24 protein-coding genes, 1 tRNA gene and 1 other annotated feature are annotated in these 23,489 nt (G+C 34.7%); of the genes, 2 read left to right on the top strand and 23 right to left on the bottom strand.

The genetic code is table 11. The features are described 5' to 3' along the window. Window positions 1-621, bottom strand: a complete 621-nt coding sequence (locus BFS35_RS01050; protein ID WP_096076232.1) for an NUDIX domain-containing protein — start codon at window positions 619-621, stop codon at window positions 1-3. Between the two features lie 208 nt (window positions 622-829). Here BFS35_RS01050 and BFS35_RS01045 point away from each other — a divergent pair, with 208 nt between their 5' ends. Further along, the gene (locus BFS35_RS01045) at window positions 830-1,567 is read left to right on the top strand and encodes an NAD-dependent protein deacylase (RefSeq protein ID WP_099580038.1); all 738 of its coding nucleotides are present in this window, start codon (window positions 830-832) and stop codon (window positions 1,565-1,567) included. Window positions 1,568-1,605: 38 nt separating this feature from the next. On the opposite strand, the gene BFS35_RS01040 is transcribed toward BFS35_RS01045, so the two are convergent. The 15 genes from BFS35_RS01040 to zapA form a co-directional block, all read right to left on the bottom strand. Then, window positions 1,606-2,172 (bottom strand): hypothetical protein, encoded by a 567-nt coding sequence (locus BFS35_RS01040; protein ID WP_099580036.1) that lies wholly within the window; start codon window positions 2,170-2,172, stop codon window positions 1,606-1,608. A 196-nt stretch (window positions 2,173-2,368) separates the two neighbouring features. Further along, window positions 2,369-2,442, bottom strand: a tRNA-Arg gene (locus BFS35_RS01035). A 180-nt stretch (window positions 2,443-2,622) separates the two neighbouring features. Then, a complete protein-coding gene (locus BFS35_RS01030; protein WP_099580034.1) occupies window positions 2,623-3,123 on the bottom strand; it encodes a YfcE family phosphodiesterase in 501 nt (166 codons plus the stop codon). After that, window positions 3,123-3,710 (bottom strand): XTP/dITP diphosphatase, encoded by a 588-nt coding sequence (locus tag BFS35_RS01025; RefSeq protein WP_099580032.1) that lies wholly within the window; start codon window positions 3,708-3,710, stop codon window positions 3,123-3,125. Before BFS35_RS01025 ends, BFS35_RS01030 begins: the two co-directional genes overlap by 1 nt. Then, on the bottom strand, window positions 3,707-4,513 hold the full coding sequence (gene racE / locus BFS35_RS01020) for a glutamate racemase (RefSeq protein WP_099580030.1): 807 nt from the start codon (window positions 4,511-4,513) through the stop codon (window positions 3,707-3,709). Before racE ends, BFS35_RS01025 begins: the two co-directional genes overlap by 4 nt. Further along, window positions 4,513-4,947, bottom strand: a complete 435-nt coding sequence (locus BFS35_RS01015) for a MarR family winged helix-turn-helix transcriptional regulator (RefSeq protein ID WP_099580029.1) — start codon at window positions 4,945-4,947, stop codon at window positions 4,513-4,515. Before BFS35_RS01015 ends, racE begins: the two co-directional genes overlap by 1 nt. 246 nt (window positions 4,948-5,193) lie before the next feature. After that, window positions 5,194-5,958, bottom strand: a complete 765-nt coding sequence (sdhB, locus tag BFS35_RS01010; protein ID WP_099580027.1) for a succinate dehydrogenase iron-sulfur subunit — start codon at window positions 5,956-5,958, stop codon at window positions 5,194-5,196. 2 nt (window positions 5,959-5,960) lie between these two features. After that, window positions 5,961-7,724 carry a succinate dehydrogenase flavoprotein subunit gene (sdhA, locus tag BFS35_RS01005; RefSeq protein WP_099580025.1) on the bottom strand — a complete coding sequence of 588 codons (1,764 nt, stop codon included), beginning with the start codon at window positions 7,722-7,724 and terminating at the stop codon, window positions 5,961-5,963. 29 nt (window positions 7,725-7,753) lie between these two features. Beyond that, entirely contained in the window at window positions 7,754-8,365 is a 612-nt protein-coding gene (locus tag BFS35_RS01000) for a succinate dehydrogenase cytochrome b558 subunit (protein WP_099580023.1), read from the bottom strand. 215 nt (window positions 8,366-8,580) lie between these two features. Further along, window positions 8,581-10,395, bottom strand: coding sequence for an excinuclease ABC subunit UvrC (uvrC, locus tag BFS35_RS00995; RefSeq protein ID WP_099580021.1), 1,815 nt, complete (start codon window positions 10,393-10,395; stop codon window positions 8,581-8,583). A 100-nt stretch (window positions 10,396-10,495) separates the two neighbouring features. After that, window positions 10,496-10,810, bottom strand: coding sequence for a thioredoxin (gene trxA, locus BFS35_RS00990; RefSeq protein ID WP_096076221.1), 315 nt, complete (start codon window positions 10,808-10,810; stop codon window positions 10,496-10,498). A gap of 218 nt (window positions 10,811-11,028) precedes the next feature. Continuing rightward, window positions 11,029-13,365, bottom strand: coding sequence for an endonuclease MutS2 (locus BFS35_RS00985; protein ID WP_170137291.1), 2,337 nt, complete (start codon window positions 13,363-13,365; stop codon window positions 11,029-11,031). A gap of 5 nt (window positions 13,366-13,370) precedes the next feature. Beyond that, the gene (gene polX, locus BFS35_RS00980) at window positions 13,371-15,077 is read right to left on the bottom strand and encodes a DNA polymerase/3'-5' exonuclease PolX (RefSeq protein WP_240628318.1); all 1,707 of its coding nucleotides are present in this window, start codon (window positions 15,075-15,077) and stop codon (window positions 13,371-13,373) included. Between the two features lie 45 nt (window positions 15,078-15,122). Next, window positions 15,123-15,674 carry a CvpA family protein gene (locus BFS35_RS00975; protein WP_099580015.1) on the bottom strand — a complete coding sequence of 184 codons (552 nt, stop codon included), beginning with the start codon at window positions 15,672-15,674 and terminating at the stop codon, window positions 15,123-15,125. Continuing rightward, window positions 15,667-15,942, bottom strand: a complete 276-nt coding sequence (zapA, locus tag BFS35_RS00970; RefSeq protein WP_096076217.1) for a cell division protein ZapA — start codon at window positions 15,940-15,942, stop codon at window positions 15,667-15,669. Before zapA ends, BFS35_RS00975 begins: the two co-directional genes overlap by 8 nt. Window positions 15,943-16,049: 107 nt before the next feature. Here zapA and rnhC point away from each other — a divergent pair, with 107 nt between their 5' ends. Then, complete coding sequence (rnhC, locus tag BFS35_RS00965) at window positions 16,050-16,982, top strand: ribonuclease HIII (RefSeq protein ID WP_099580013.1); 933 nt, start codon at window positions 16,050-16,052, stop codon at window positions 16,980-16,982. Between the two features lie 423 nt (window positions 16,983-17,405). On the opposite strand, the gene BFS35_RS00960 is transcribed toward rnhC, so the two are convergent. The 7 genes from BFS35_RS00960 to BFS35_RS00930 form a co-directional block, all read right to left on the bottom strand. Next, the gene (locus tag BFS35_RS00960; RefSeq protein ID WP_099580011.1) at window positions 17,406-18,308 is read right to left on the bottom strand and encodes a nuclease-related domain-containing protein; all 903 of its coding nucleotides are present in this window, start codon (window positions 18,306-18,308) and stop codon (window positions 17,406-17,408) included. Window positions 18,309-18,485: 177 nt separating this feature from the next. Next, on the bottom strand, window positions 18,486-20,888 hold the full coding sequence (gene pheT / locus BFS35_RS00955) for a phenylalanine--tRNA ligase subunit beta (protein WP_099580010.1): 2,403 nt from the start codon (window positions 20,886-20,888) through the stop codon (window positions 18,486-18,488). After that, window positions 20,875-21,945, bottom strand: coding sequence for a phenylalanine--tRNA ligase subunit alpha (gene pheS / locus BFS35_RS00950; RefSeq protein ID WP_099580008.1), 1,071 nt, complete (start codon window positions 21,943-21,945; stop codon window positions 20,875-20,877). Before pheS ends, pheT begins: the two co-directional genes overlap by 14 nt. A gap of 51 nt (window positions 21,946-21,996) precedes the next feature. Further along, window positions 21,997-22,193: a binding site (T-box leader), on the bottom strand. Window positions 22,194-22,238: 45 nt separating this feature from the next. Then, the gene (locus BFS35_RS00945; protein WP_099580007.1) at window positions 22,239-22,445 is read right to left on the bottom strand and encodes a hypothetical protein; all 207 of its coding nucleotides are present in this window, start codon (window positions 22,443-22,445) and stop codon (window positions 22,239-22,241) included. Further along, window positions 22,429-22,962, bottom strand: coding sequence for a hypothetical protein (locus BFS35_RS00940; protein WP_099580005.1), 534 nt, complete (start codon window positions 22,960-22,962; stop codon window positions 22,429-22,431). Before BFS35_RS00940 ends, BFS35_RS00945 begins: the two co-directional genes overlap by 17 nt. Further along, window positions 22,962-23,276, bottom strand: coding sequence for a hypothetical protein (locus BFS35_RS00935; protein ID WP_099580004.1), 315 nt, complete (start codon window positions 23,274-23,276; stop codon window positions 22,962-22,964). The genes BFS35_RS00940 and BFS35_RS00935 overlap by 1 nt, the downstream gene beginning before the upstream one ends. Then, the gene (locus tag BFS35_RS00930) at window positions 23,260-23,442 is read right to left on the bottom strand and encodes a hypothetical protein (RefSeq protein WP_099580002.1); all 183 of its coding nucleotides are present in this window, start codon (window positions 23,440-23,442) and stop codon (window positions 23,260-23,262) included. The genes BFS35_RS00935 and BFS35_RS00930 overlap by 17 nt, the downstream gene beginning before the upstream one ends. Window positions 23,443-23,489 lie beyond the last annotated feature (47 nt).

The raw sequence follows: 23,489 nt of genomic DNA, 5'->3' as shown, positions 1-23,489 counted from the left end.
CTAATGACCTACATTATATATAGATTCTATGATAATACGTGACCATGATTCATATTCAGCACCTTGCATTAAAGTATTTTCCGGTTTCCATTCTATCTTTAAAGTATCTGTTTCATTCACATAAACTTCAGACGCTTTAACCTTTAGTTTGAATACTAAACCGATATGTACACGACCAACTTCATTGTCATCATCGTTAATAAAACCGATTAAGTTCAAATTTAGTGGATTAACATCTTTAACGCCGACTTCTTCCTCTAATTCACGTGCAGCATTATCTAGTAACACCCCTTCAATCTGAGTATCATCTAGCTGATTCATATGACCGCCGATACCAATTGAGCTTAACCCATGAAGACGCGCTTCACCACCACCTGTTAAACGTTCATATACTAATATCTCATCGTTTTCATTTTCGAGGATACAATATGAAATCAATTGTTTATATGAAGGATCCTCTTCCATATCACCGCGACGTTTCACTTCGTATTTAGATAGTGTTTCATAAATTTCTAACGCCTTTTGATCTTCTATAGAAATAAAGCCATTAAAATGATTTTTCTCATGATTAAAGATGGTTTCACGATTCACCACTATTATTTGTTCATCAAATTTATTCATACAATACTCCTTAAATCTGTCTTAGTTAAATTTTAACCAAATTTCTATGCTAACTCAAATATATTTAAGCTTATTAAAATGAGATAACAATTCGAAACGATTACTAAACTCACAAATGTTGATTATATCTGAATTCATACAAAGTTGCAAAATTGAGCACAATCACGCGTCATGATAAACTTATTATATTGATGAAAGGAGAAGAATAATGCGTATCCAACAATTTAAACAAGCATTACTTGATAGTAAGAAAATCGTGTTCTTCGGTGGAGCTGGCGTATCAACAGAAAGTGGCATACCCGACTTTCGCTCTGCAAACGGAATATTTATGCAGGAAACTAACTCAGATTTTTCACCTGAACAAATTATTTCTCATTCATTCTTTAAACGATATCCAAAGCATTACTTTGATTTCCACTTCGACAAACTTGTATATCCAGATGCACAACCTAATTTAGCACACAAGTTTCTTAAAACACTCGAAGAATATGACAAAGAAGTCACAATTATAACTCAAAATATAGACGGATTACATCAATTGGCCGGTTCATCTACAGTACTAGAGTTACATGGCACAGTAATCAATAACTATTGTATTGAATGCAATCAAAATTATTCACTTAATGAATTGACATTAGATGAAACAGGTATTCCAAGATGCCCTGAAGATGGAGGTATTGTAAGACCAGACATCGTTATGTATGAAGAAGCGCTGGATGCAGGCACTATTGAAAGTACGATTCAAGCAATTTCAAATGCAGATATGTTAATCGTAGCAGGTACATCATTATCTGTATATCCAGCAGCAGGCTTTGTAGACCTTTTCAATGGCGAACACCTTGTAGTCATCAACAAGACGCCATTAAGAGCGGTTAGACATGATGCAATTGTATTTGAAGATAATATTAGTAATATATTTAATCAAGTAATCAATAATTACAATTAAAGATCAAACATCAGTAAATGTTTGATCTTTTAAATGCATTATTTTACTGGATAATCCTTTTTAAATACGTAATCTTTTAATCCATCTCTTGCAATCACTAATGTTACAGGAGTCTTTTCATCTTCTAACACACGTGTGATCACAACCTCTCTCGTATCGTTTGGCTTGAAAGGTTGGCGATCAGATTTTCTTTCTATTTCTCCTAATTCATGTTTAGAAGGTAATAAACCAATAGCTAGAACATTATCACTATTTATCTTCCCCTGGTAAAAATGTACTTTGCCTACTAGACCTGCACCATATTCAAAAGTTTCCTTTGACTTGTTTTTCACATGCAGTAATATGGATACTTGTTTTTCTGGAATAATATGATTTTCATCAGCTTCAATGAAAAATACTTTTTTTACTTCAACATCGAGTTTATATTTCTTATCAAGATCTTTAAATTCAGTTGAAATTTTTTCATTTTCTAAGCTTTTTTGTTTAGACTCGGTTTTCGTTTGAGAAGCAGTATTTTTTTCTTTTTTGTCAGTCTGCGCATCGTTACATCCTGTTAAAATAATAGATGATGCTAATAAAGAAATTCCTAAAGTTTTAAAATTCATCCTATATCCTCTTTTCTGCAAATTTATTTACACACTACAATAAAATAATAACAATGATACCTTTTTCAAACAATATAATTCAAAAAATATCAAATTTATAAATATAAAAAAGAACAGGTGCCAAAAAAGTTAGAGCATACACTCATGACACTTTTTCAACACCTGTTCACTTAATAACAAAATTGTTATCTATTAGCGTCCTGGGAGGGATTCGAACCCCCGACCGACGGCTTAGAAGGCCGTTGCTCTATCCAGCTGAGCTACCAGGACTTAATTTTTTAAGACAAGATTAATTATAATCAACTTCTGACTATAAAGTCAATAACATTTGGTAAGGAAATTAATTGATAACCATAATAAATAAAGTATATTTACACATTTATTCTAATATAACAACAAAAATTAAGATAGCATCACTGTTATCTTAATTTTTATCGTTCAATTGACACTCTAAAAAATTAATATCTCTTTGCCAACAATATCATGCTGCTGATTATAGAAAGTTACCATCTTATCACTTTCATCAAAAGTTAAAACAGCGTATGTTTCTTCTTCCTGACTTCTTGACTGTGCAATAGAGCCTGGATTAATACATACTATACCTTCAACTACTTCAACACGTTTAACATGCAGATGACCATATAAAGCGATTTGACAATCTGCATCACGTGCAACACTGGCTAAACGTTCACGCCCATTACCAACTTGATAAAGATGTCCATGCGTTAAAAATGCATTTATATCTTTTTGCTGTAATTCAAATGTATCATAAAAATCTTTTCCGTAATCACAGTTTCCTTTTATTTTAATATAAGGCTTTAATTCAGCATCATTATAATCAAATTCTGAATCACCAAGATGAATATAGACGTCTGCATCATCATGAATGGATACAATATCGGTTAATATATTTTTCATAGAATGATTATCACTCACAACAACCCACTTCATTATAACGCCTCCTCGATTATGCCAGAATCCAGCATTTTTTGTATTGCTTTACCTCTATGTGAAATCTGTGCCTTTTCTTCTCCAGTCATTTCTGCTGTCGTCTTACCTTTACTTTCTACATAAAATATCGGATCATAACCAAATCCATTTTCCCCTTTAGGTTCATGTAGTAATTCTCCTTCTACTTCACCACGGAAAGTGCGTGTCTCTTTACCTGGAATACTGACTGCAATCACACATACAAATCTTGCCTGACGATTATCTTTATCCTGCATATTTTTAAGCACAAGCTCAAGATTCTTCTCATCAGTCGCATCTTCTCCCGAATAACGTGCTGAATATACGCCAGGTGCATTATCAAGTGCATCAACTTCTAATCCTGAGTCATCACTGATTACAATTTTATTTAACACTTTTGTTCCGTATTCTGACTTTAACGCAGCATTTTCTTCAAATGTTGTTCCCGTTTCTTCTACATCGAAGTCTGGAATCAAACTTTTAATACCTACAACATTATAGTCTTTAAAGATATGTTTAAAATCATTGATCTTTCCTTGATTACCTGTTGCGATTACGATATCTTTCATATATCCTCCAAATGTATTGATTGTATTTTTAAGCTTTCATCGTTTAACCATTCTTTAGCGATACGGGAAAATTTCTCTGTTGGCCCATTAACATAAAATTCATGATGTGGCGTTTCATTATATTTCGCATGTTCCTGACTAAATGTAAGTAATGCACTTACTTCTCTGGCCGTTTCTAATCCAGATGAAATTACTTTCTTTTCACCTTCAAAATACTTTTCAATATAATCCTGTAATAATGGATAGTGTGTACATCCTAAAATGACTGTATCACTCTTATCATGACGCCAGTCGCGTAAAGTTTTATGGATAACGATATTTGATATTGTAGGATCTTTATATCTTACCTGCTCAACTAAAGGCACAAAATCCGGACAACTTACACCATTGACGTCTATTTTAGGATTGATGGATTTAATCTTATCACGATAGGCCTCAGATTTAATGGTACCTTCAGTACCTAATACAAGTACTTGATTGTTTGTTGTGGTCATGATTGCCGTACGTGCGCCTGGTTCTATTACACCGATTACAGGAATTGAGAGCATTTTCTGCAAAGGTTCCAATGCAACAGCAGTTGCAGTATTGCAAGCAATTACGAGCATCTTAATATGTTTCGTTAATAGAAATTCAGCAAGCTGAATTGTAAAATCTTTCACTTGTTCAGGTGGTCTTGGTCCATAAGGACAGCGACTGACATCACCTAAATAACAAATTGATTCATTTGGCAGCTGACGCATAATTTCTTTAGCAACTGTCAAACCACCTACGCCAGAATCAATTACACCAATTGGAGCTGACACTACTTTCCACCTTCTTCTGTTGCACTGTACAACTTATGTATTTGTTCCTTAAATATTGGTATTGTTTCAATCATACTCTCTTCTACAATCTTCTTCAAAAATTTTTGTCTTTTGAGGATAACCGATTGAATTACTGATTCACCTTTTTTAGTAAGTTGAATACTTACTTTGCGTTTATCATCCGTTTGTTTCACACGCTCTGCAAATCCATTGTTACTAAGTGCATCAACAAGTTCAGAAGTGGATGAAATCGCTAAATTCATGTGCTTTGCAAGTGTTCCGATATTTAAGGGACCTGCTTCTTTAATCCACTGAATTGCAATAAACTGTGTTTCTGTAATTTCATGTTTTTTTAATTCACTACGGCCCTCATTTTTAATAATTTCAGCAAGCCTTCTTAACTCATATTCTAATGTGACAATCGATTGATCCACTGCGCTACACCTCTATTCACCTTTAAACTTATCATATCAAATAATGTGCAAATAAAAAAAGGTTTTGAGATATTAGCATCTCAAAACCTTTTATAAGGGCTAAACGCAAGTTCGATAGCCTCTTATCGGAAACGGCATCTTCAAAGCAGTCTCTAGTTAAACTTCAACAAACACTTCGAAATCAAAGAACGATTTCTTGAGTTTGTTTCCAGTTTACTTGAGACTTAACGCTTTGGCGATAGCCTCTTAGTTAACCTGATGATCCGATCCAAAGAACGATTTGAACATCTGGAATGTTGCTTCACGGTTCATCGCAGCGATTGATGTTGTTAAAGGAATGCCTTTTGGACAACTTCTTACACAGTTTTGTGAGTTACCACATTCTGCTAATCCGCCTTCTTCCATTAACGCATGAATTCTTTCATCTTTATTCATGCTTCCAGTTGGATGTAGGTTGAATAAACGTACTTGTGAAATAGGTTGTGCACCCATAAATTTAGAATTTGCATTCACGTTCGGACATACTTCTAAACATACACCACACGTCATACATTTAGATAATTCATATGCTGTCTGACGTTTCTTCTCTGGCATACGTGGTCCTGGTCCTAAGTCATATGTTCCATCAATTGGAACCCATGCTTTAACACGCTTTAAGTTATCGAACATTTTCGTACGATCAACTTGTAGGTCACGAATAACAGGGAATGTTGCCATAGGTGCTAAACGAATTGGTTGTTCTAATGTATCAATAATTGTTGAACAAGATTGACGTGCTTTTCCATTGACTACCATTGAACATGCGCCACAAACTTCTTCAAGACAGTTCATATCCCATGTTACAGGCGTCGTTTTTTCACCACGTTCATTTACTGGATTACGTTGAATTTCCATCAACGCAGCAATAACGTTCATATTTGGACGGTAAGGAATCACAAATGTTTCATCATAAGGCTTAGAATTTTGATCTTTTTGACGTGTAATGATCAGTTTAATCGTTTTTTCTGCCATGATTATTTACCTCCTTTTGACTTCTTAGAGTAGTCACGTACACGTGGTGGGATTAAGCTAACATCAACTGGCTCATAGTAGAATTCAGGTGCTTCTTTAGCGCCTTTAAACTTAGCCATTGTTGTTTTTAACCACTCTTCGTCATTACGTTCAGGGAATTCAGGTTTGTAATGTGCACCACGTGATTCATTACGATTATACGCACCGATTGTCATAACACGTGCTAACACTAACATGTTCCATAATTGACGTGTAAAGAATACTGCCTGGTTGCTCCATAACGCAGTGTCTTCCATATCAATATCATGGTAACGTTCCATTAATTCTACAATTTTCTTATCTGTTTCTAATAATCGGTCATTATGACGTACAACTGTTACGTTAGCTGTCATAATTTCACCAAGTTCTTTATGCAGTTTATATGCATTCTCAGAACCTTTCATATTTAATAAAGCATCGAAACGGCGTTGCTCTTCTTCAACTTTACGTGCATAGATATCATCTGATAAATCCGTATATGATTTTTCTAATGTTTTAATATATTTAATAGCATTTGGTCCTGCTACCATACCGCCGTAGATTGCAGATAATAAAGAGTTCGCTCCTAGACGGTTACCACCGTGTTGAGAGTAATCACATTCACCTGCTGCAAATAAACCTGGAATGTTCGTCATCTGATCGTAATCTACCCAGATTCCACCCATTGAATAATGTACCGCAGGGAAAATCTTCATCGGTACTTTACGTGGGTCATCACCAGTGAATTTTTCGTAAATTTCGATGATTCCACCTAATTTAACGTCTAATTCATGTGCATCTTTATGACTTAAATCAAGGTATACCATGTTCTCGCCATTGATACCTAATTTTTGGTTCACACACACGTCAAAGATTTCACGCGTTGCGATATCACGAGGTACTAAGTTACCATAGTCAGGATATTTCTCTTCTAAGAAGTACCAAGGTTTACCGTCTTTATATGTCCAGACACGTCCACCTTCACCACGAGCTGATTCACTCATTAAACGTAATTTATCATCACCAGGGATTGCTGTCGGGTGAATTTGAATGAATTCACCATTGGCATAGATTGCACCTTGTTGATATACAACAGAAGCTGCAGATCCTGTATTAATCATAGAGTTTGTAGACTTACCAAAGATAATACCAGGGCCACCTGTTGCCATAATCACTGCATCTGAACCAAATGATTTAATTTCAGAAGTTGTTAAGTTTTGAGCAACGATACCACGTGCAGCGCCTTCGTCATCAATAACTGCGCCCAAGAATTCCCATCCTTCATACTTCGTAACTAAACCTTCAACTTCAAATTTACGTACCTGCTCATCTAATGCATATAGTAATTGTTGTCCTGTTGTCGCACCAGCGAATGCTGTACGGTGATATAACGTTCCACCGAAACGACGGAAATCAAGTAATCCTTCTGGTGTTCTGTTGAACATAACACCCATACGGTCTAATAAATGAATGATACCAGGCGCTGCTGCTGTCATCGCTTTAACAGGTGGTTGGTTTGCTAAGAAATCTCCACCATATACTGTATCATCAAAGTGAATTAAAGGTGAGTCACCTTCACCTTTCGTATTTACTGCACCATTAATACCGCCTTGTGCACACACTGAGTGAGAACGTTTAACGGGTACTAATGAGAAAAGATCAACACTTGTACCTGCCTCTGCTGCTTTAATTGTTGCCATTAATCCGGCTAATCCACCGCCGACAACAATGATATTACTTTTTGCCATTATATTGTCACTCCCCTAAATTTCTTATCCTACATAAATGCAAATAACGCGCGTAATCCGATGAAAGTAATGACTAAAAATGCACCTAATGACACATAAGCCATAATTTTTTGTGAACGATCTGACTGTGTAATACCCCAACTTACTGCAAATGACCATAAGCCATTTGAGAAGTGGAAGATAACACTCACAATACCGATAACGTATCCGATAACATTAATCGGACTATTGAATAAATCTGCCATCATGTCGTAATTAATGTGATGTCCTAATGCTGCCTGAACACGTGTCTGCCAAACGTGAATCGCGATAAAAATAAAAGCGATAATACCTGTAATACGTTGTAACAAGAACATCCAGTTTCTAAACGTCGAATAATGTGTCACATTATTTTTAGAAGTAAATGCGATATACACACCATAGACTGCATGGAATAAAATTGGTAAATAAATAACAAGAGTTTCTAATACAATCTTAAACGGTAAATTCCACATAAAGTCTGAAGCATTATTAAAAGCTTCCGGACTGTTTACTGCAAAGTGGTTGATCACTAAGTGCTGGATTAAGAATACACCTAATGGAATCACACCAAGTAAAGAATGTAACCTACGTAATGCAAATGATTTTTCTGAGCTTGCCAAGTGAAGTCCCCCCTACACATCTTTTTAAGTAAATTCACAATTTCAATAATACGCCTGTTCAAACGGTAAATCAAGAAACCGATTACAATTTCGTATAAAAAAAGTTTGTGAAATTTAATTTTCATCATCATTGTACCACTCTTTAACGTTATGTGGGGCATGAAAATGATTCTCAATTAAGTAATTTCACAAACATTTTAATTTAATATTATTCTTTATTTTTCACTGTGATGTTCAACTTTTTCCTGTTCTGAATTTAAAGTATTGTGTATTTCAGTCGCTAGTTTAATAGGCACTCCGATTTGATTTATTTCTTCAATGGATGCTTCTTTAATACGACGCACTGAACCGAAATGTTTCATTAGCATTAATTTTCTCTTTGGACCTATACCTTCAATCGCATCTAGTTGTGAAGATAAACCTGTTTTTCTACGTGTATTTCTATGAAACGTAATCGCAAAGCGATGGACTTCATCCTGAATACGTTGTAGTAAGTAGAAGCTTTGACTCTTTTTATTTAATGGAATGATATCAAAGTCTTCACCGTATAGTAATTCAGCAGTCATATGTTTGTCATTCTTCTTTAAACCTGCAACTGGAATATCCAGATTTAACTCATTAACAAGCACATCGATAACACTGCTCATATGCCCTTTACCCCCATCGACAACGATTAAGTCTGGTAAGGGTAAATTTTCTCTTAGCACGCGTGAATAACGGCGACGAACGACTTCTCGCATACTTTCATAATCATCTGGTCCTGTTACAGTCTTAATTTTATATTTTCTATAATCTCGTTTACTTGGTTTACCATCAACAAAACACACCATTGCAGCTACTGGATCGACACCTTGAATATTTGAGTTATCAAAGGCTTCAATACGGACTGGTGTTTCAATGCCCATTGCATTACCAAGTTCTTCGATCGCTTTTACAGTTCTTTCTTCGTCACGTTCAATGATCTCAAACTTATTTGACAAAGCAATCTTCGCATTTTTAACTGCAAGATCGACCATCTCTTTTTTCTTACCACGCTGAGGTTGAATGACTTTTGTATCTACAACAGACTTAATCATATTTACATCCAGTCCAGTAGGTACATGCACTTCAGCCGGCAATAAATTTTCGGCTAAACCATAAAACTGTCCGATAAAATTGTAAAAATGTGACTTTGAATCATCAATCAACGGAATCATCGTCACCTTTCTTTCAATGAGATTACCTTGGCGAATAAAGAATACCTGTATGCACATCCACCCTTTATCAACCGCATATCCGAAAACGTCTCTTGTAGTCATATCACTCGTCATCATCTTTTGCTTGAACATAAGTGACTCAACGTGAGAGATTAAGTCTCGATATTCTTTTGCTTCTTCAAACTGAAGATTTTCAGCACGTTCATTCATCTTTGCACGTAAGTCATCAATAATTGCTGTATCCTGACCATTTAAAAAATCCGTCACAACCTGAATGTAATGGCGATACTGCTGTTCTTCAACATTATAGACACATGGTCCTAAACATTGTCCGATATGATAATATAAACATAATTTATCCGGCAGATGATTACATTTACGTAGTGGAATAATACGGTCTAATAATTTTTTAGTTTCATGAGCGGCATATGCGTTCGGATAAGGTCCAAAATATTTACCACTATTCTTTTTAACCGTACGCGTAACTAACAATCTCGGGTGTTTCTCGTTCGTAATTTTAATAAAAGGATAACTTTTATCATCCTTTAACAAAATATTAAATCGTGGATAAAACTTCTTGATAAGTGTCAGCTCTAATAATAATGATTCAATTTCTGTATTCGTCACAATGAATTCAAAATCACGTATTTCCAACACGAGACGAGTCGTTTTTTCATCATGTGCACCTGAAAAATATGAGCGGACACGGTTACGTAAATTTTTTGCTTTACCGACATAGATGACTTGGCCATTCTTATCTTTCATCTGATAACATCCTGGTTCATTCGGTAGCACCGCTAATTTACGTTTAATATTTAATTCATAATCTTCCATTACGTTCACCACATTTCTTTACTTAACACTAGTAAAACACACCAAAATAAAAAGAGCAAAATCAAAAGATTTCACTCTTAATATATTAATGCGCTAAATCTTAGTAATGTTTTTCTAAAACAGCTTGTAATTGTTCTTTTGGTTGGAAACCAACAACTTTATCAACTGCTTGACCGTCTTTGAATACGATAAGCGTTGGAATACTCATCACTTCAAATTTAGCAGCTGTTTCCTGGTTTTCATCAACATCAACTTTAACGATGTTAGCTTTACCTTCAACGTCTTTCGCTAAATCTTCTAAAACTGGTGCAATCATTTTACAAGGTCCACACCAAGGTGCCCAGAAGTCTACTAATGTTACGCCTTCTTTAATGTTTTCTTCAAAGTTTGTATCAGTTCCTTTAATAATAGCCATAATATAATTTCCTCCTAGTATTTCTGTTTAATATAAATGGAGTATAGCAAATTAATATTCGTTGGTCACTACTTTTGCTCACTCTAATATTGTTATACCCTATAATGCAATAAATAAATATATGACACCCGCAATTAACATTAAAATTGAAACAACGATCAATACTTTTGCGAGTTTGTACATATCAAAGTTATCCAAATCAATCGCCTCACGTTATATTATTTTAATTCCACAACAGTAACACCGAAGCCACCTTCAGAAGGCATGCCGCCTCTAAATGATTTTACGGCCTTTGATTGCTTTAAATACTGCTGAACGCCTTTTTGTAGTGCACCTGTTCCTTTACCGTGGATAATCGTCACTTGTTCATAATTTGATAGAATCGCCTGATCTAAATACTGTTCAACTTTATACAATGCATCTTCATAACGTTCACCACGAAGATCAAGTTCCATCTTAATCGTTTGACGATTGGCGCGCGGTACAACGCGGTGTTTCTCTTGTTTTGGTGGCGCTTCTTTTTCAAGTTCATTTAATGGCAGTTTCATCTTGATAATCCCCATCTGAACGACAGCTTCTTTACCATCAACATCTAAGATAACACCTTTTTGTCCATAACTTAAAACTTTAACATGATCACCTTTTGCAATGACTTCATCCTTAGTCGACTTTTTATTTTGTTTAATCTTTGTTTCGTGATACATACCTGATAATTTTGAACGTTGTTCAATCAACTCGTTTTCTTTAATATCCGCATTTGATTTCAGATTACGCAGTTGCTTTAATAAATCATCCGCTTCTTTTTCAGCTTTTTTAACAATATCATTCGCTTGCTGCTTTGCATTTTCAATTAAGTTTTCTTTTTGTTTTTCGTAACTTGAGAAAGCTTTGTTTAAATCTTTGTGCAGGTTCTGAGCTTCAATCTTTAAAGTTTCTGTCAGAACGCGGTCATCTTCAATTTGCTTTGCATTCTTCTCTAATGAAGCAATCATATTATCAATTTCTTTATTATCCATATTGATCATTTGACGTGCTTCCTTGATGATTGACAAATCAAGTCCAAGTTTTTTTGCGATATCAAAAGCATTACTCTTACCAGGAATGCCCATCAACAGACGATACGTCGGACTTAATGTCTCTACATCGAACTCCACACTTGCATTCATCACATGATCACGGTTATAACTGTATGCTTTAAGTTCAGGATAATGGGTCGTTGCCATCGTCATAACGCCTCTGTTTAAACAACGGTCAAGTATACTCATCGCAAGTGCTGCACCCTCAGCTGGATCTGTCCCTGCACCTAGTTCATCAAACATTACAAAGCTTTGCTCAGTCATATTTTCTAATATCGATACAATATTAGTCATATGACTTGAGAATGTTGAAAGTGACTGTTCGATAGATTGTTCATCACCGATATCACAGAATACTTCATCAAATATACTTATTGTTGCCCCTTCAAATGCGGGAATCATCATACCACTTTGTGCCATTAGAATAATAAGTCCGACTGTCTTTAACGTTACAGTTTTACCACCGGTATTCGGACCAGTAATAATCACAGTGTGAATGTCAGGGTAAAAAACAATATTATTTTTAACGACCGTCTCTTTCGATAACATCGGATGCCATGCTTGCGGCAAATCAATTGTGCGTTCATCTGCAATATTAGGCATAACCATCTTATTGCGGTTACCATATTTCGCTTTGGCAAGATTGACATCAAAATCAGCTAATACTTTCGTTGAATATGTTAGTGCATTATCATACTCTGCTACTTCGTTTGTCAGTTCATAAAGAATACGTTCTACTTCTTCGTTTTCTCTATGTGTTACACTGTTTAATTCTGTTGACAGCTGAACGATGCTATTCGGTTCAATATAGAATGTCTGACCACTTGATGATGTATCATGGACGATTCCAGGGAAATCCTGTTTGTATTCACTTCTTACAGGGATAACTTGTCGACCATTACGCACAGTGACAATTGCATCAGACAATTTCTTTTGATTGTTTGAACTACGCACAATTTGTTCTAATTTTTCTTTGATTTTACGATTGATACGATTCATTTCCTGACGAATCTGAGCAAGTTCTGGAGATGCATTGTCATATAGACTCGTTTCATCACACTTCGCCTGAATTGATTCGGCAAGTTCTGTTATCGTTGGTAATTGCTTTAATTGATTGTAAATGAGCGGAATCTCTAATTCGCGCTCTTCAAATTGATTAAAGATATAAGTTTTGTATCGATTAATGACTTTAATATTATTTTTAATTTTATTGAGTTCGATTACAGATAAGACCGAACCGATGACAGCACGTCGCACAAGTCCTTCAATATCAGAAAGCATACTCATACCCGGTTCGCTTTGCCCCATCTCTATCACACGGGCTTCTTCCAGGTGCGTCATCATTTCACGTACTTCATTAATATTTGAAGTAGGATGTGTAGACTGTAAAATACGTGAAGACAGTTCATTTTGAGAAAATTCAACAACACGTTCTATAATTTTATCGTATTCTAAAATATTTAATGCTTTTTTATTCATAAATGTTACTTCCCTTTTGTTACCCATTCTTTAAACGTTGCACGGTCCATCGTATTGATAACCTGATTTTTCTTCACACGACCTTTAATTGCCGTGCCTACGCCATAAGGCATTAAATCAAGTTGATTGATTGCATGTGCATCCGTATTAATGGTTAATTGTAAATCCGGATATTGTCTTAATATGTCCGCTGATAAATCTAAGCGCATTGGATGTGCATTAATTTCCAGTACCGTATTTGTTTCTTTTGCCATTTGGATCAATTGTTCAATATTCACAGCATACCCATGTCTTTTACCGATTAATCTCCCTGTTGGATGTGCAATATGTCTGACATATGGATTTTCGCAGGCATTTTTAAGACGTTTCATAATATCCTCTTCAGATTGTGTGAGCGATTGATGTATCGCACCGATAACATAGTCGAGTTCTTTTAATATATCATCATTATAATCCATCGAGCCGTCACCTAATATATCCATTTCAATACCTGAATAGATGTCTATCTCATTATATTGTTTGTTCAAAGACTTAATCAATGCATTTTGCTCAAGCAGACGTTCTTCAGATAAACCATTTGCTACAAATAAACTTTTAGAATGATCAGTAATTGCTATGTATTCATATCCTTTTTCAATTGCACGTTCGATCATCTGTTCGATAGAATGCGCACCATCGCTATAAGTCGTATGCATATGAATATCACCCTTAATATCATTTAAAGTGATGATTTCATTAAGATTTTGAATATCAAATTCTGAACCGTCTGTGCGCATTTCAGGTGGTATATAGTTGACATTAAAGTGTTTATAGATTTCATCTTCTGTTGCATATTGAATAAGCGACCCATCTTCTTTAGTTATACCGTATTCATTAATTTTTTCATGCCTTGCTTTTGCTAACTGTCTGATACGAATATTATGATCTTTACTGCCAGTGAAATGCTGAAGCATATGCGCATAGCCAATGGTATCTGTAAATCTGAAATCTGCTGTCGTCACTAAATCATCACGCTCAACCTGCACTGTAATCTTTTCATTTCCTTGTAGATCAACTTCTTTTATAAAAGGTGCTTCACTAATATATTTTGAAATTGCTTTTCTATCAGTGGTACTAATGATGTAATCAATATCACTCGAGAATTCATTTTTCCTTCTGAAACTTCCTGCTGCATCAAATTGTAATATGTCTTTTGACTCAGCGAGATACGCATCTATCATCTGTGTAAATTGATGCATTTGATAAATGCTTAACTTTTCAGTCATCGTAAGCATCTCATCAATACCTTTTAATATATTTTCTTCACTTTTTTTGCCGAATCCCGGTAGTTCTCTTATCTTATTATCAATACATGCCTGCTTCAATTGTTCAATATCTTCGATACCCAGTGCTTCATTAATCTTCACAATTTTTTTAGCACCTAGATTACGAATTTTAAGCATCTGGATTAATCCTTGCGGTGTTGATTCTTTCAAAGTTAATAATAGTGAAGATTCACCGTTCTGCTTGATATCATCCAGCACTTCAGCAACACCTTTACCAACACCTTTTATTTCTGTGAAATTTTGAAGCGTGTTAATATCTCCCTGAAAAGTTTCGATATTCGCTGCAGCTTTACGATATGCAGAGATTTTAAATGGATTTTCACCTGATAATTCGAGATACGTAGCAATTGTTTCAAGTTGCTTTATATAATCTTTTTTATTTAACATGTTCATCCTCCATAATAAAAGTCATAGACACTTTTGCCTATGACTTTATTTGAATATTTGAATCAATCCGATATTTTCCCACCACGACTTAGCAATTCCGCTTAAGACAGGCGTATAGTTGACGATAAAGTTAGAAATAAAGCTACCTTGCAAATGTTCCTGAATCCATCCATTTGGCATCATCGAAAATAAAAATAGTACGATGAATAATAGCAGATAACATTCGATAAAACCTAGAACTGCACCCAGTGATGCATTTAATTGTTTAAGCAGTGGTAACTGCGAAATATAATCAAAGACAGTTGCAACAATTTGTAAAATCACTTTACTCAAAAAGAAAATGATAATAAAACTCACGACATTATAAAATGTCATCTCATTCGTAACCATATTTAAAAATTCGGATTTATAATTACCTTCAGCTGAAGGAAAAGGAATAATGAGTACAAGATGCTTAGCAAGTTCTGCATAATACATACGTGCAATAATCAGTGAACCAACCGTCCCCAGTAAGTGCAACGATTGTAATATAAAACCTCTTCTTAATCCAATCACAGTACCCAGGATTAAGAAAAATAATAATAATAAATTAATCATTTTGTTCGCCTATTCTTTCTATATTGATTAACTTTTGTTTTAAGATTTCGTACTCTTCTTGTAACTTCACATAATCATCCATTATATTTACCGCCGCTAGCACTGCTTTACGTGAAGTATCAAGTCCAGCGCTCATACGGGCAATTTCATTGATTCGGTCATCTACGAGACTTGCCACGTGTCGGATATGACTCGGCTCATCTTCACCAATAATCGTATAATGTTGGTCATATATTGTTACAGTGATACGATTTTTAAATTCTCCCATAAAATCACTCCAACATCGTCTTTTATTACTGTTTATGTTACCATTTTTAGAGGAAGTTATACAATAAAAACATATAAGTGAAGAAAAAAATACGGAGTGACATAAAAATGAGCTCAAATGTTTACCAATTAGATGAAAATACCGCAAGTAAATTAATTCGTTTTTTGTCAGAAAGCGATAGTAACTTACCAGCGGGCGCAAAATATCGCAAGAAAATTGAAGGACATACAGTAACAATTTATAATTCTAATAAATTTATGGTACAAGGTAGTGCCAGTGAAACGCTTGCTATGAAATTACTTGGAAATGCAGGGATTAAAGTAGCTGGCAGTAGTGAGACGAAGAAGAATGTTGCCGGAAAAACAATAAGTTATGATGCGTTTAACTGCATCGGTAGTGATGAAGCAGGATCAGGAGATTTCTTCGGCCCAATGACTGTAGTGGCAAGTTATGTTTCAAAGAAAAATGCAGATATATTAAAAGTGCTTGGCGTTATGGATTCTAAAAATTTAAAGGATGATAAGATCATTGCGCTTGCAGAACAAATTATCCCGATTATCCCTCATTCACTGTTAGTATTAGATAACCCTAAATATAATGACCGAAAAGCGATTGGATGGTCGCAAGTTAAGATGAAAGCTGTGTTACATAACCAGGCGATTACGAATGTATTGAAGAAAATTGATGGCGCACCACTCGATTATATTGTGATTGACCAATTTGCAGTGCAAGGGGTTTATGAGAATTATGCATTAACTGCAATTCCGGAAAGTGAGAAAACCCGTTTCGAAACAAAAGGAGAATCAAAGTCTATCGCGATTGCAGCAAGTTCTATTATTGCGAGATACGCTTTTGTTAAGTATTATGATCAGATTATCCGTGAGACTGGTATTCATATCACAAAAGGTGCAGGACCTAAAGTTGATTTAGAAGCAGCAAAGATAATTGAAAGAAAAGGGATTGCTTATTTAGACAGTATTACAAAAAAAGACTTTAAAAATCGCGAGAAAGCATTAGGTATAGTCAATAAAAAAAAATAGGAGTAAAAATATGATAATGGATTACTTATACATGACGTTAGGGTTATTAGTTTTTGTGTATTTATTGTGGTATATCAAAGTGAATCTAATCGATAGACGCAGGAAATGAGATTATCATTAGAGGAAGCGGCTGTATTTTTTTGTTACAGCCGCATCCTTTTTCATTCGCTGTTCTTTTATTGAGTACGCGGCTGTATTTTTCTGTTACAGCCGCATCCTTTTTCATTCGTCGTTCTTTTTTTGAGTACGCGGCTGTATTTTTCTGTTACAGCCGCATCCTTTTTCGTTCGCTGTTCTTTTATTGAGTACGCGGCTGTATTTTTCTGTTACAGCCGCATCCATTTTCGTTCGCTGTTCTTTTGTTGAGTACGCGGCTGTATTTTTCTGATACAGCCGCATTGTAATTTATTCTTATGTTAAAAACTACAAAACATAAAATTCTACATCATATTTCTTTTTTGTATATTCAACTTCATTTTCTCTAATAAGAAAATCATCAACTTTGTGAGGTAAATATTTACTATCTTTAAAAGTTCCCAATTTGTGATATTCTTTCCCGAGTACTTCTTTAACTAAAGTTCTACCCACCCCAGTAAATTCAACGACATCTCTAACGGTAACACCACTATTTTTCAAAATATATATTGCGTCAAATGCAAGACGAACAAGTTCTTTCTTTGTCATTTTACAACCACATGTACACTTCGTTTTTTTCGCACTCTTTGGAACTTTTGGTAAAAATGCACGACATTTCGGACACTTTACACCCTTTTTCAATTCATTAAATGGATAGTAATGTATGCGTGGACTTCTTCCTTTATGATCATAGTGGTCCGCAAAAATACGAGCGATTTTCAATTCTTCTGATGTTACTTCTCGCTGATTTAAATTCTCTACAATTCTATTTATATCTTGATCAAATAATATTCTTCTATCACCATTAAACCCACTTACATTAAATTGTTCACCAACAAAAATAATAAAACTCAACACTTGATAACCAATATCCATTTTATCTACAAATCGCACTAATCTCATATGTTGTTTTGTTTGCAGCGCTAAAGGATTATGAATGACATAGCCATTTTCACTTATAAAATTACCATCAACATAATTATATTGTCCTTCATAATATTTCGTATCAAAATGCATAATCTTCCCATTTGATATAATAATAAAATCATACTGTGACTGACCATTTAGTCTAAGTCGCATATCCCACAACTTAGCTCCTCCACTACAATCTTTGATCCGCTTATAAAATTGTTCTTCACCTAGTAATCCTTTCTCAGTAGTAAATAAATTTTCTTTGTCAAAATCATCCATTTCATAGCGTTCTGCAACTTCTAAAATATACCGCTCTTATTGATTTAATATCCGTGTCTTCAAAAACAAAGCTTTCACCTCATTTAACATATGTTAACACAAAATAAATATACAACATTCCTCTTAAAAAACACAACAAAAAAGAAGCCATCTTAAATGATGACCTCTTAACAAATATTATCCTCTTAACTTCGCACCAGTTGCAGTTAAGTTTTCTAACACTTTATCGTAAATTGGTTTAATATCTTCATCTGTTAATGTTTGTTCCGGGTTTAAGAATTCTAAACGTATTGCCACAGATTTCTTATCTGACGCAATATGTTCTCCTTCATAAACATCGAATACTTTTGCTGATTGTAATAACTTACTATCTGTTGCTTCAATCACTTTAATTAATTCACCAGTATTTAATGAACGCTCAACTTCTAATGCAATATCTCTACTTGTGCCAGGGAACTTAGGAATCATGTTATAGATAATCTGCCCTTGAGCATCATTTAATAAAGCTTTTAGGTCAAGTTCGAAAATATACGTTTCATTTAAGTCGTTTTCTGATTCAAATGAAGGATGTAACTGTCCGATAATACCAATCTTTTTATCACCGACAAATATATCAGCACTGCGTCCTGGATGTAATAATTCCTCTTCTGAACGACGATATTCAAACTTAATACCTAGACGTTCGCTAATCGCTTCGACAATTCCTTTTACATGGAAGAAATCAACGGTTTCTTTTTTACCTTGATGATAACTTGGTGTTACCTCTCCAGTGATAATACCTGCAACATGTTCCTCTTCTGAAGGTAATTCAGAACCTTCAACTTTAAAGAACGTGTTTCCTACTTCGTAAAATGCAACATTCTTCATTTGACGAGCATTATTGTAAACGACAACATCAACTAAGTGCGGAATTAATGATTGACGTAATTCAGCATGATCAGCACTCATCGGCATTAATAACTGAACAGTTTCAGCTGATTTTAAAGCAAACTGCTGTGCTTTTTCTTTAGAAACTAACGCATATGTAATCGCCTGGTTTAATCCTAATCCTTGTAATAAAGATTTCACTGCACGACGTTTCACTTGATAATCTGTAAGTCCAACTTGTTTATTCGTTTTCGTTACAGGTAACGTTGCAGGTAACGCATCATATCCATATATACGAGCGACTTCTTCAACAAGATCTTCTTTAATTGTAATATCACCGCGACGACTTGGTACTATGACACTAAATGCATCACCATCCACTTTAGATTCAAATCCGAGACGCTCAAAAATATTTTTAATTTCAGTGTTTGAAATTTCAAATCCGATTAAACGGTTAATATCTTCTGTAGTAATTTCTACATTTGTCGTTAATTCAGGTAAAGTACCTCCTGAAACGATACCGCTTAAAACTTCACCTTGTGCATTTTCCTGTAAGAGATAAGCTGCACGGTTTAACGCATCTTCTACAAATTCAGCTGCTACACCTTTTTCAAAGCGACTTGAAGATTCTGAACGTAAGTTTAAGCGCCCAGCAGTTTTACGAATATTAAGTGGTGCAAACATCGCTGATTCAATTAATACATTCACTGTATTATCAGTAACTTCTGAGAAATCTCCACCCATCACACCTGCTAATGCTACTGGTTTTTCACCGTTCGTAATTACGATATCCGATGATAATAATTTACGTTCCTGATCATCTAACGTCGTCATTACTTCACCATCATGCGCATAACGCACTAAAATTTCTTTAGAGCCAATCTGGTCGTAATCAAACATATGTAAAGGTTGACCAAATTCAAGCATCACATAGTTTGATACATCCACGACATTATTAATTGGTCGAACACCAGCTTTAATTAAACGGCTTTGAATATATTCCGGAGATGGTCCGATTTTTACATTTTTAACAATACGTGCTGCGTAATATGGACTTGCCTGCACGTCATCAATTTGAATAGAAATGTAATCACTTGCTGCTTCCGTAACTTCATTAATTTCAGAAATCGGGAAAGATAAGTTTTCTTCATATAATGCACTTGTCTCAAATGCTGTTCCGATCATAGACATACAGTCACTACGGTTTGGTGTAAGACCTAATTCCATCACCTCGTCATTTAAATCCAATGCTTCCAAGGCATCCTGACCTGGCTTAACATCGCTTGTAAATACATAAATACCTTCAGAATATTTCTCTGGAACTAGGTTTGAAGCAATACCTAATTCACCTAGTGAACAAATCATACCATTTGATTCAACACCACGTAATTTTGCTTTTTTAATCTTAATACCACCTGGTAAACGCCCACCCGGTAAACAAACGATGACATGCTGTCCTGCATCAACGTTAGGTGCACCACATACGATTTGTAATGTTTCCTCACCAACATTAACCTGGCATACATTTAATTTATCAGCATCCGGATGCTTTTCTTTTGACTCGACATAACCGACAACTAAATTTTTTATATCTTTTTTATAATCAATAATTTCTTCTATCTCAATACCGCTTCGCGTGATCTTCTCAGCAAGCTCTTCTACTGGTAAATCAACTTTAACGTAATCACTTAACCATTCTTTACTTACTAACATCAACATTACCTCCATCTTCAGCACGTAAGAACTGTGTTACAAATCGTAAATCATTTGTATAGAAATGACGAATATCTTCAATACCATATTTCAACATTGCGATACGGTCTGGCCCCATCCCAAATGCGAAACCAGAGTATTTCTTAGAATCAAAGCCAGCCATCTCTAATACGTTCGGGTGCACCATACCTGCACCTAAAATTTCAATCCAGCCGGTACCTTTACAAACGTTACAACCTTTACCTTTACATTTGAAGCATGAAATATCGACTTCAACAGAAGGTTCTGTAAATGGGAAGAAACTTGGACGCAGACGAATTTCACGATCTTCACCGAACATTTTTTTCGCAAAGTATTCTAATGTTCCTTTTAAATCACTCATTTTAATATTTTCATCAACAACTAAACCTTCGATTTGTGTAAATTGATGTGAATGTGTGGCATCATCTGAGTCACGACGGTAAACTTTACCTGGACAAATAATCTTTACAGGACCTTCGCCTTTACGTGATTCTAACGTACGCGCTTGAACAGGAGATGTATGCGTACGCATTAATACTTCTTCAGAAATATAGAAACTATCTTGCATATCACGCGCCGGATGAGATTTCGGTAGGTTGAGTGCTTCAAAGTTATAGTAATCACTTTCAACTTCATAGCCTTCAACAACTTCATAACCTAATCCAACAAATAGATCTTCAATATCTTCAACAATACGATTTAATGGATGACTCGCGCCACTCGTAAGTGCTTTACCTGGTAACGTTATATCTACTGTTTCACTTGCTAATTTTTTATTGATCATCTCACGTTGAATCTTCTCTTCTGCTTCAGCAATTGCCTTTTCAACAGTTTGACGCGCATCGTTCACAAGTTGACCAAACTTTGGTTTCTCTTCATTCGGTAACGACTTCATTTCTTTCATTAAACCAGTGATGACACCTTTTTTACCTAAATAAGATACTTTAATATCCTGTAATTCTTTTTTCTCAGAAATCGACTGTACTTTTTGAACAGCTTCTTCTTTCAATGCTTGCAATTTATCCTTTAACTCCATCGTGATGCCTCCTTAAATTTTTAGAAACAAAAAAATCCTTCCCATCCCTGAATAAGGGACGAAAAGAATTCCGCGGTACCACCCAAATTTGCACTAATGTGCACACTTGTTGATGATAACGGTATCCACCGGCTTAACTTCTTATTAAGCAACCAAAAAGATGAAAAAAATATGTATCGATGACTATCTCTCACCAAATGATAGCTCTCTGAACAAGTCAACATATTACGTCTTTTTATCGGTTCTTTATTTCATTAACATTTATTATAATCAATAAAAAAATTATATTCAACCTATAAATCATTGCGTTTATCACGCTTTTCTAAATCTCGTACGCGTTTGTCAAGTTTATTTAAGTTATTAAGACGTCGTGAATAATAGAAAATCAATGAAATGATTAACAACATCATTACCAATGAATAAATACTGAATAGTAACGTACCCCATTCTACACTTGAAGACGCGTTTAACAGCAGCTGGAAGTTATATATGTTCTCCATGTATTTTATACAGCTCCTTCTCTTCTTCAGTTTCAAAAGAATTATTACCAAATACAAGATTTAACATCACGACAAAGAAGATAATTTCATGTGTAAAAGCTACTTTACCTTGCTGGTATCGATAAAAACTCCAGAAAATGATAAAACTAAATCCAATAACTAGAATGATGATTCTAATCACCCAATTAATACCTTTGAAATTAGCACGTTTAATTTCAAAGGGTAATTGAATGACTTTCATCATTATTACAGCCAGAGTAAATAACAGAGAAAACTTGAAATCATCTAACGAACTCAATCGATCTTGTTCTTTAATCGGCAAATCGTAATATGCATCTGACTGTATAAAGATATCATTTAAAAAGAAGACATAGATTAAAAAAATTGCAAGCGGAATAAATGTTAGTACAGAAATATAAAGTCTTTGGTTACGATATTGCTTAACACCCATCTTGTATTTTGTATCGAAGAGGGTGGCGAAGTAAAATGCTAGTTCTCTTTTTAATTGTGTGATCATTATGTTTCTCCTTCCAGAAGTTCATCATTTCCAATCCACAAAAACTGAGACAATATTAAAATACCAAATGTTGTTCTCATTAATTCAGGTTGTCTGTTCAGAAATAATATTATGTTCAGAACGATATATACTAAATATATTACAGCCATGTAAAATAGCGGCTTTCTCCAATTTTTTCCTCGTGCATTATTACGATGTATTTCATTAGGGAGTTGAACCATATGAATGAACATAAAAAATATACCTGTAAAGACAACATAAAATATACCTTGATTCATTCTATACTTTTCATAGTCTTTATCTTCCATTTTCATCAAAAGCAAGGTCGCCATAAAAATGATTAAACAAAAAGAATGATGGAACAGCAAGTAACAGAATAATAATAAATTCAATCGTACTTTGTTTCTTATATCTTTTTCTATCTACACTCACATTAACATCAAAGAAATTTTTGAAATAAAACGCAATTTCTTCTTTCATCAAAATCATCTCCTTGTGGCAACAGTAACACTAGTACTAATTAATTA

Origin of the sequence: Macrococcoides goetzii (assembly GCF_002742385.2) — a bacterium.
Taxonomy (GTDB): domain Bacteria; phylum Bacillota; class Bacilli; order Staphylococcales; family Staphylococcaceae; genus Macrococcoides; species Macrococcoides goetzii.
The sequence above is the reverse complement of the archived record's forward strand: the minus strand, read 5'-3'. Positions and strand labels throughout refer to the sequence as shown.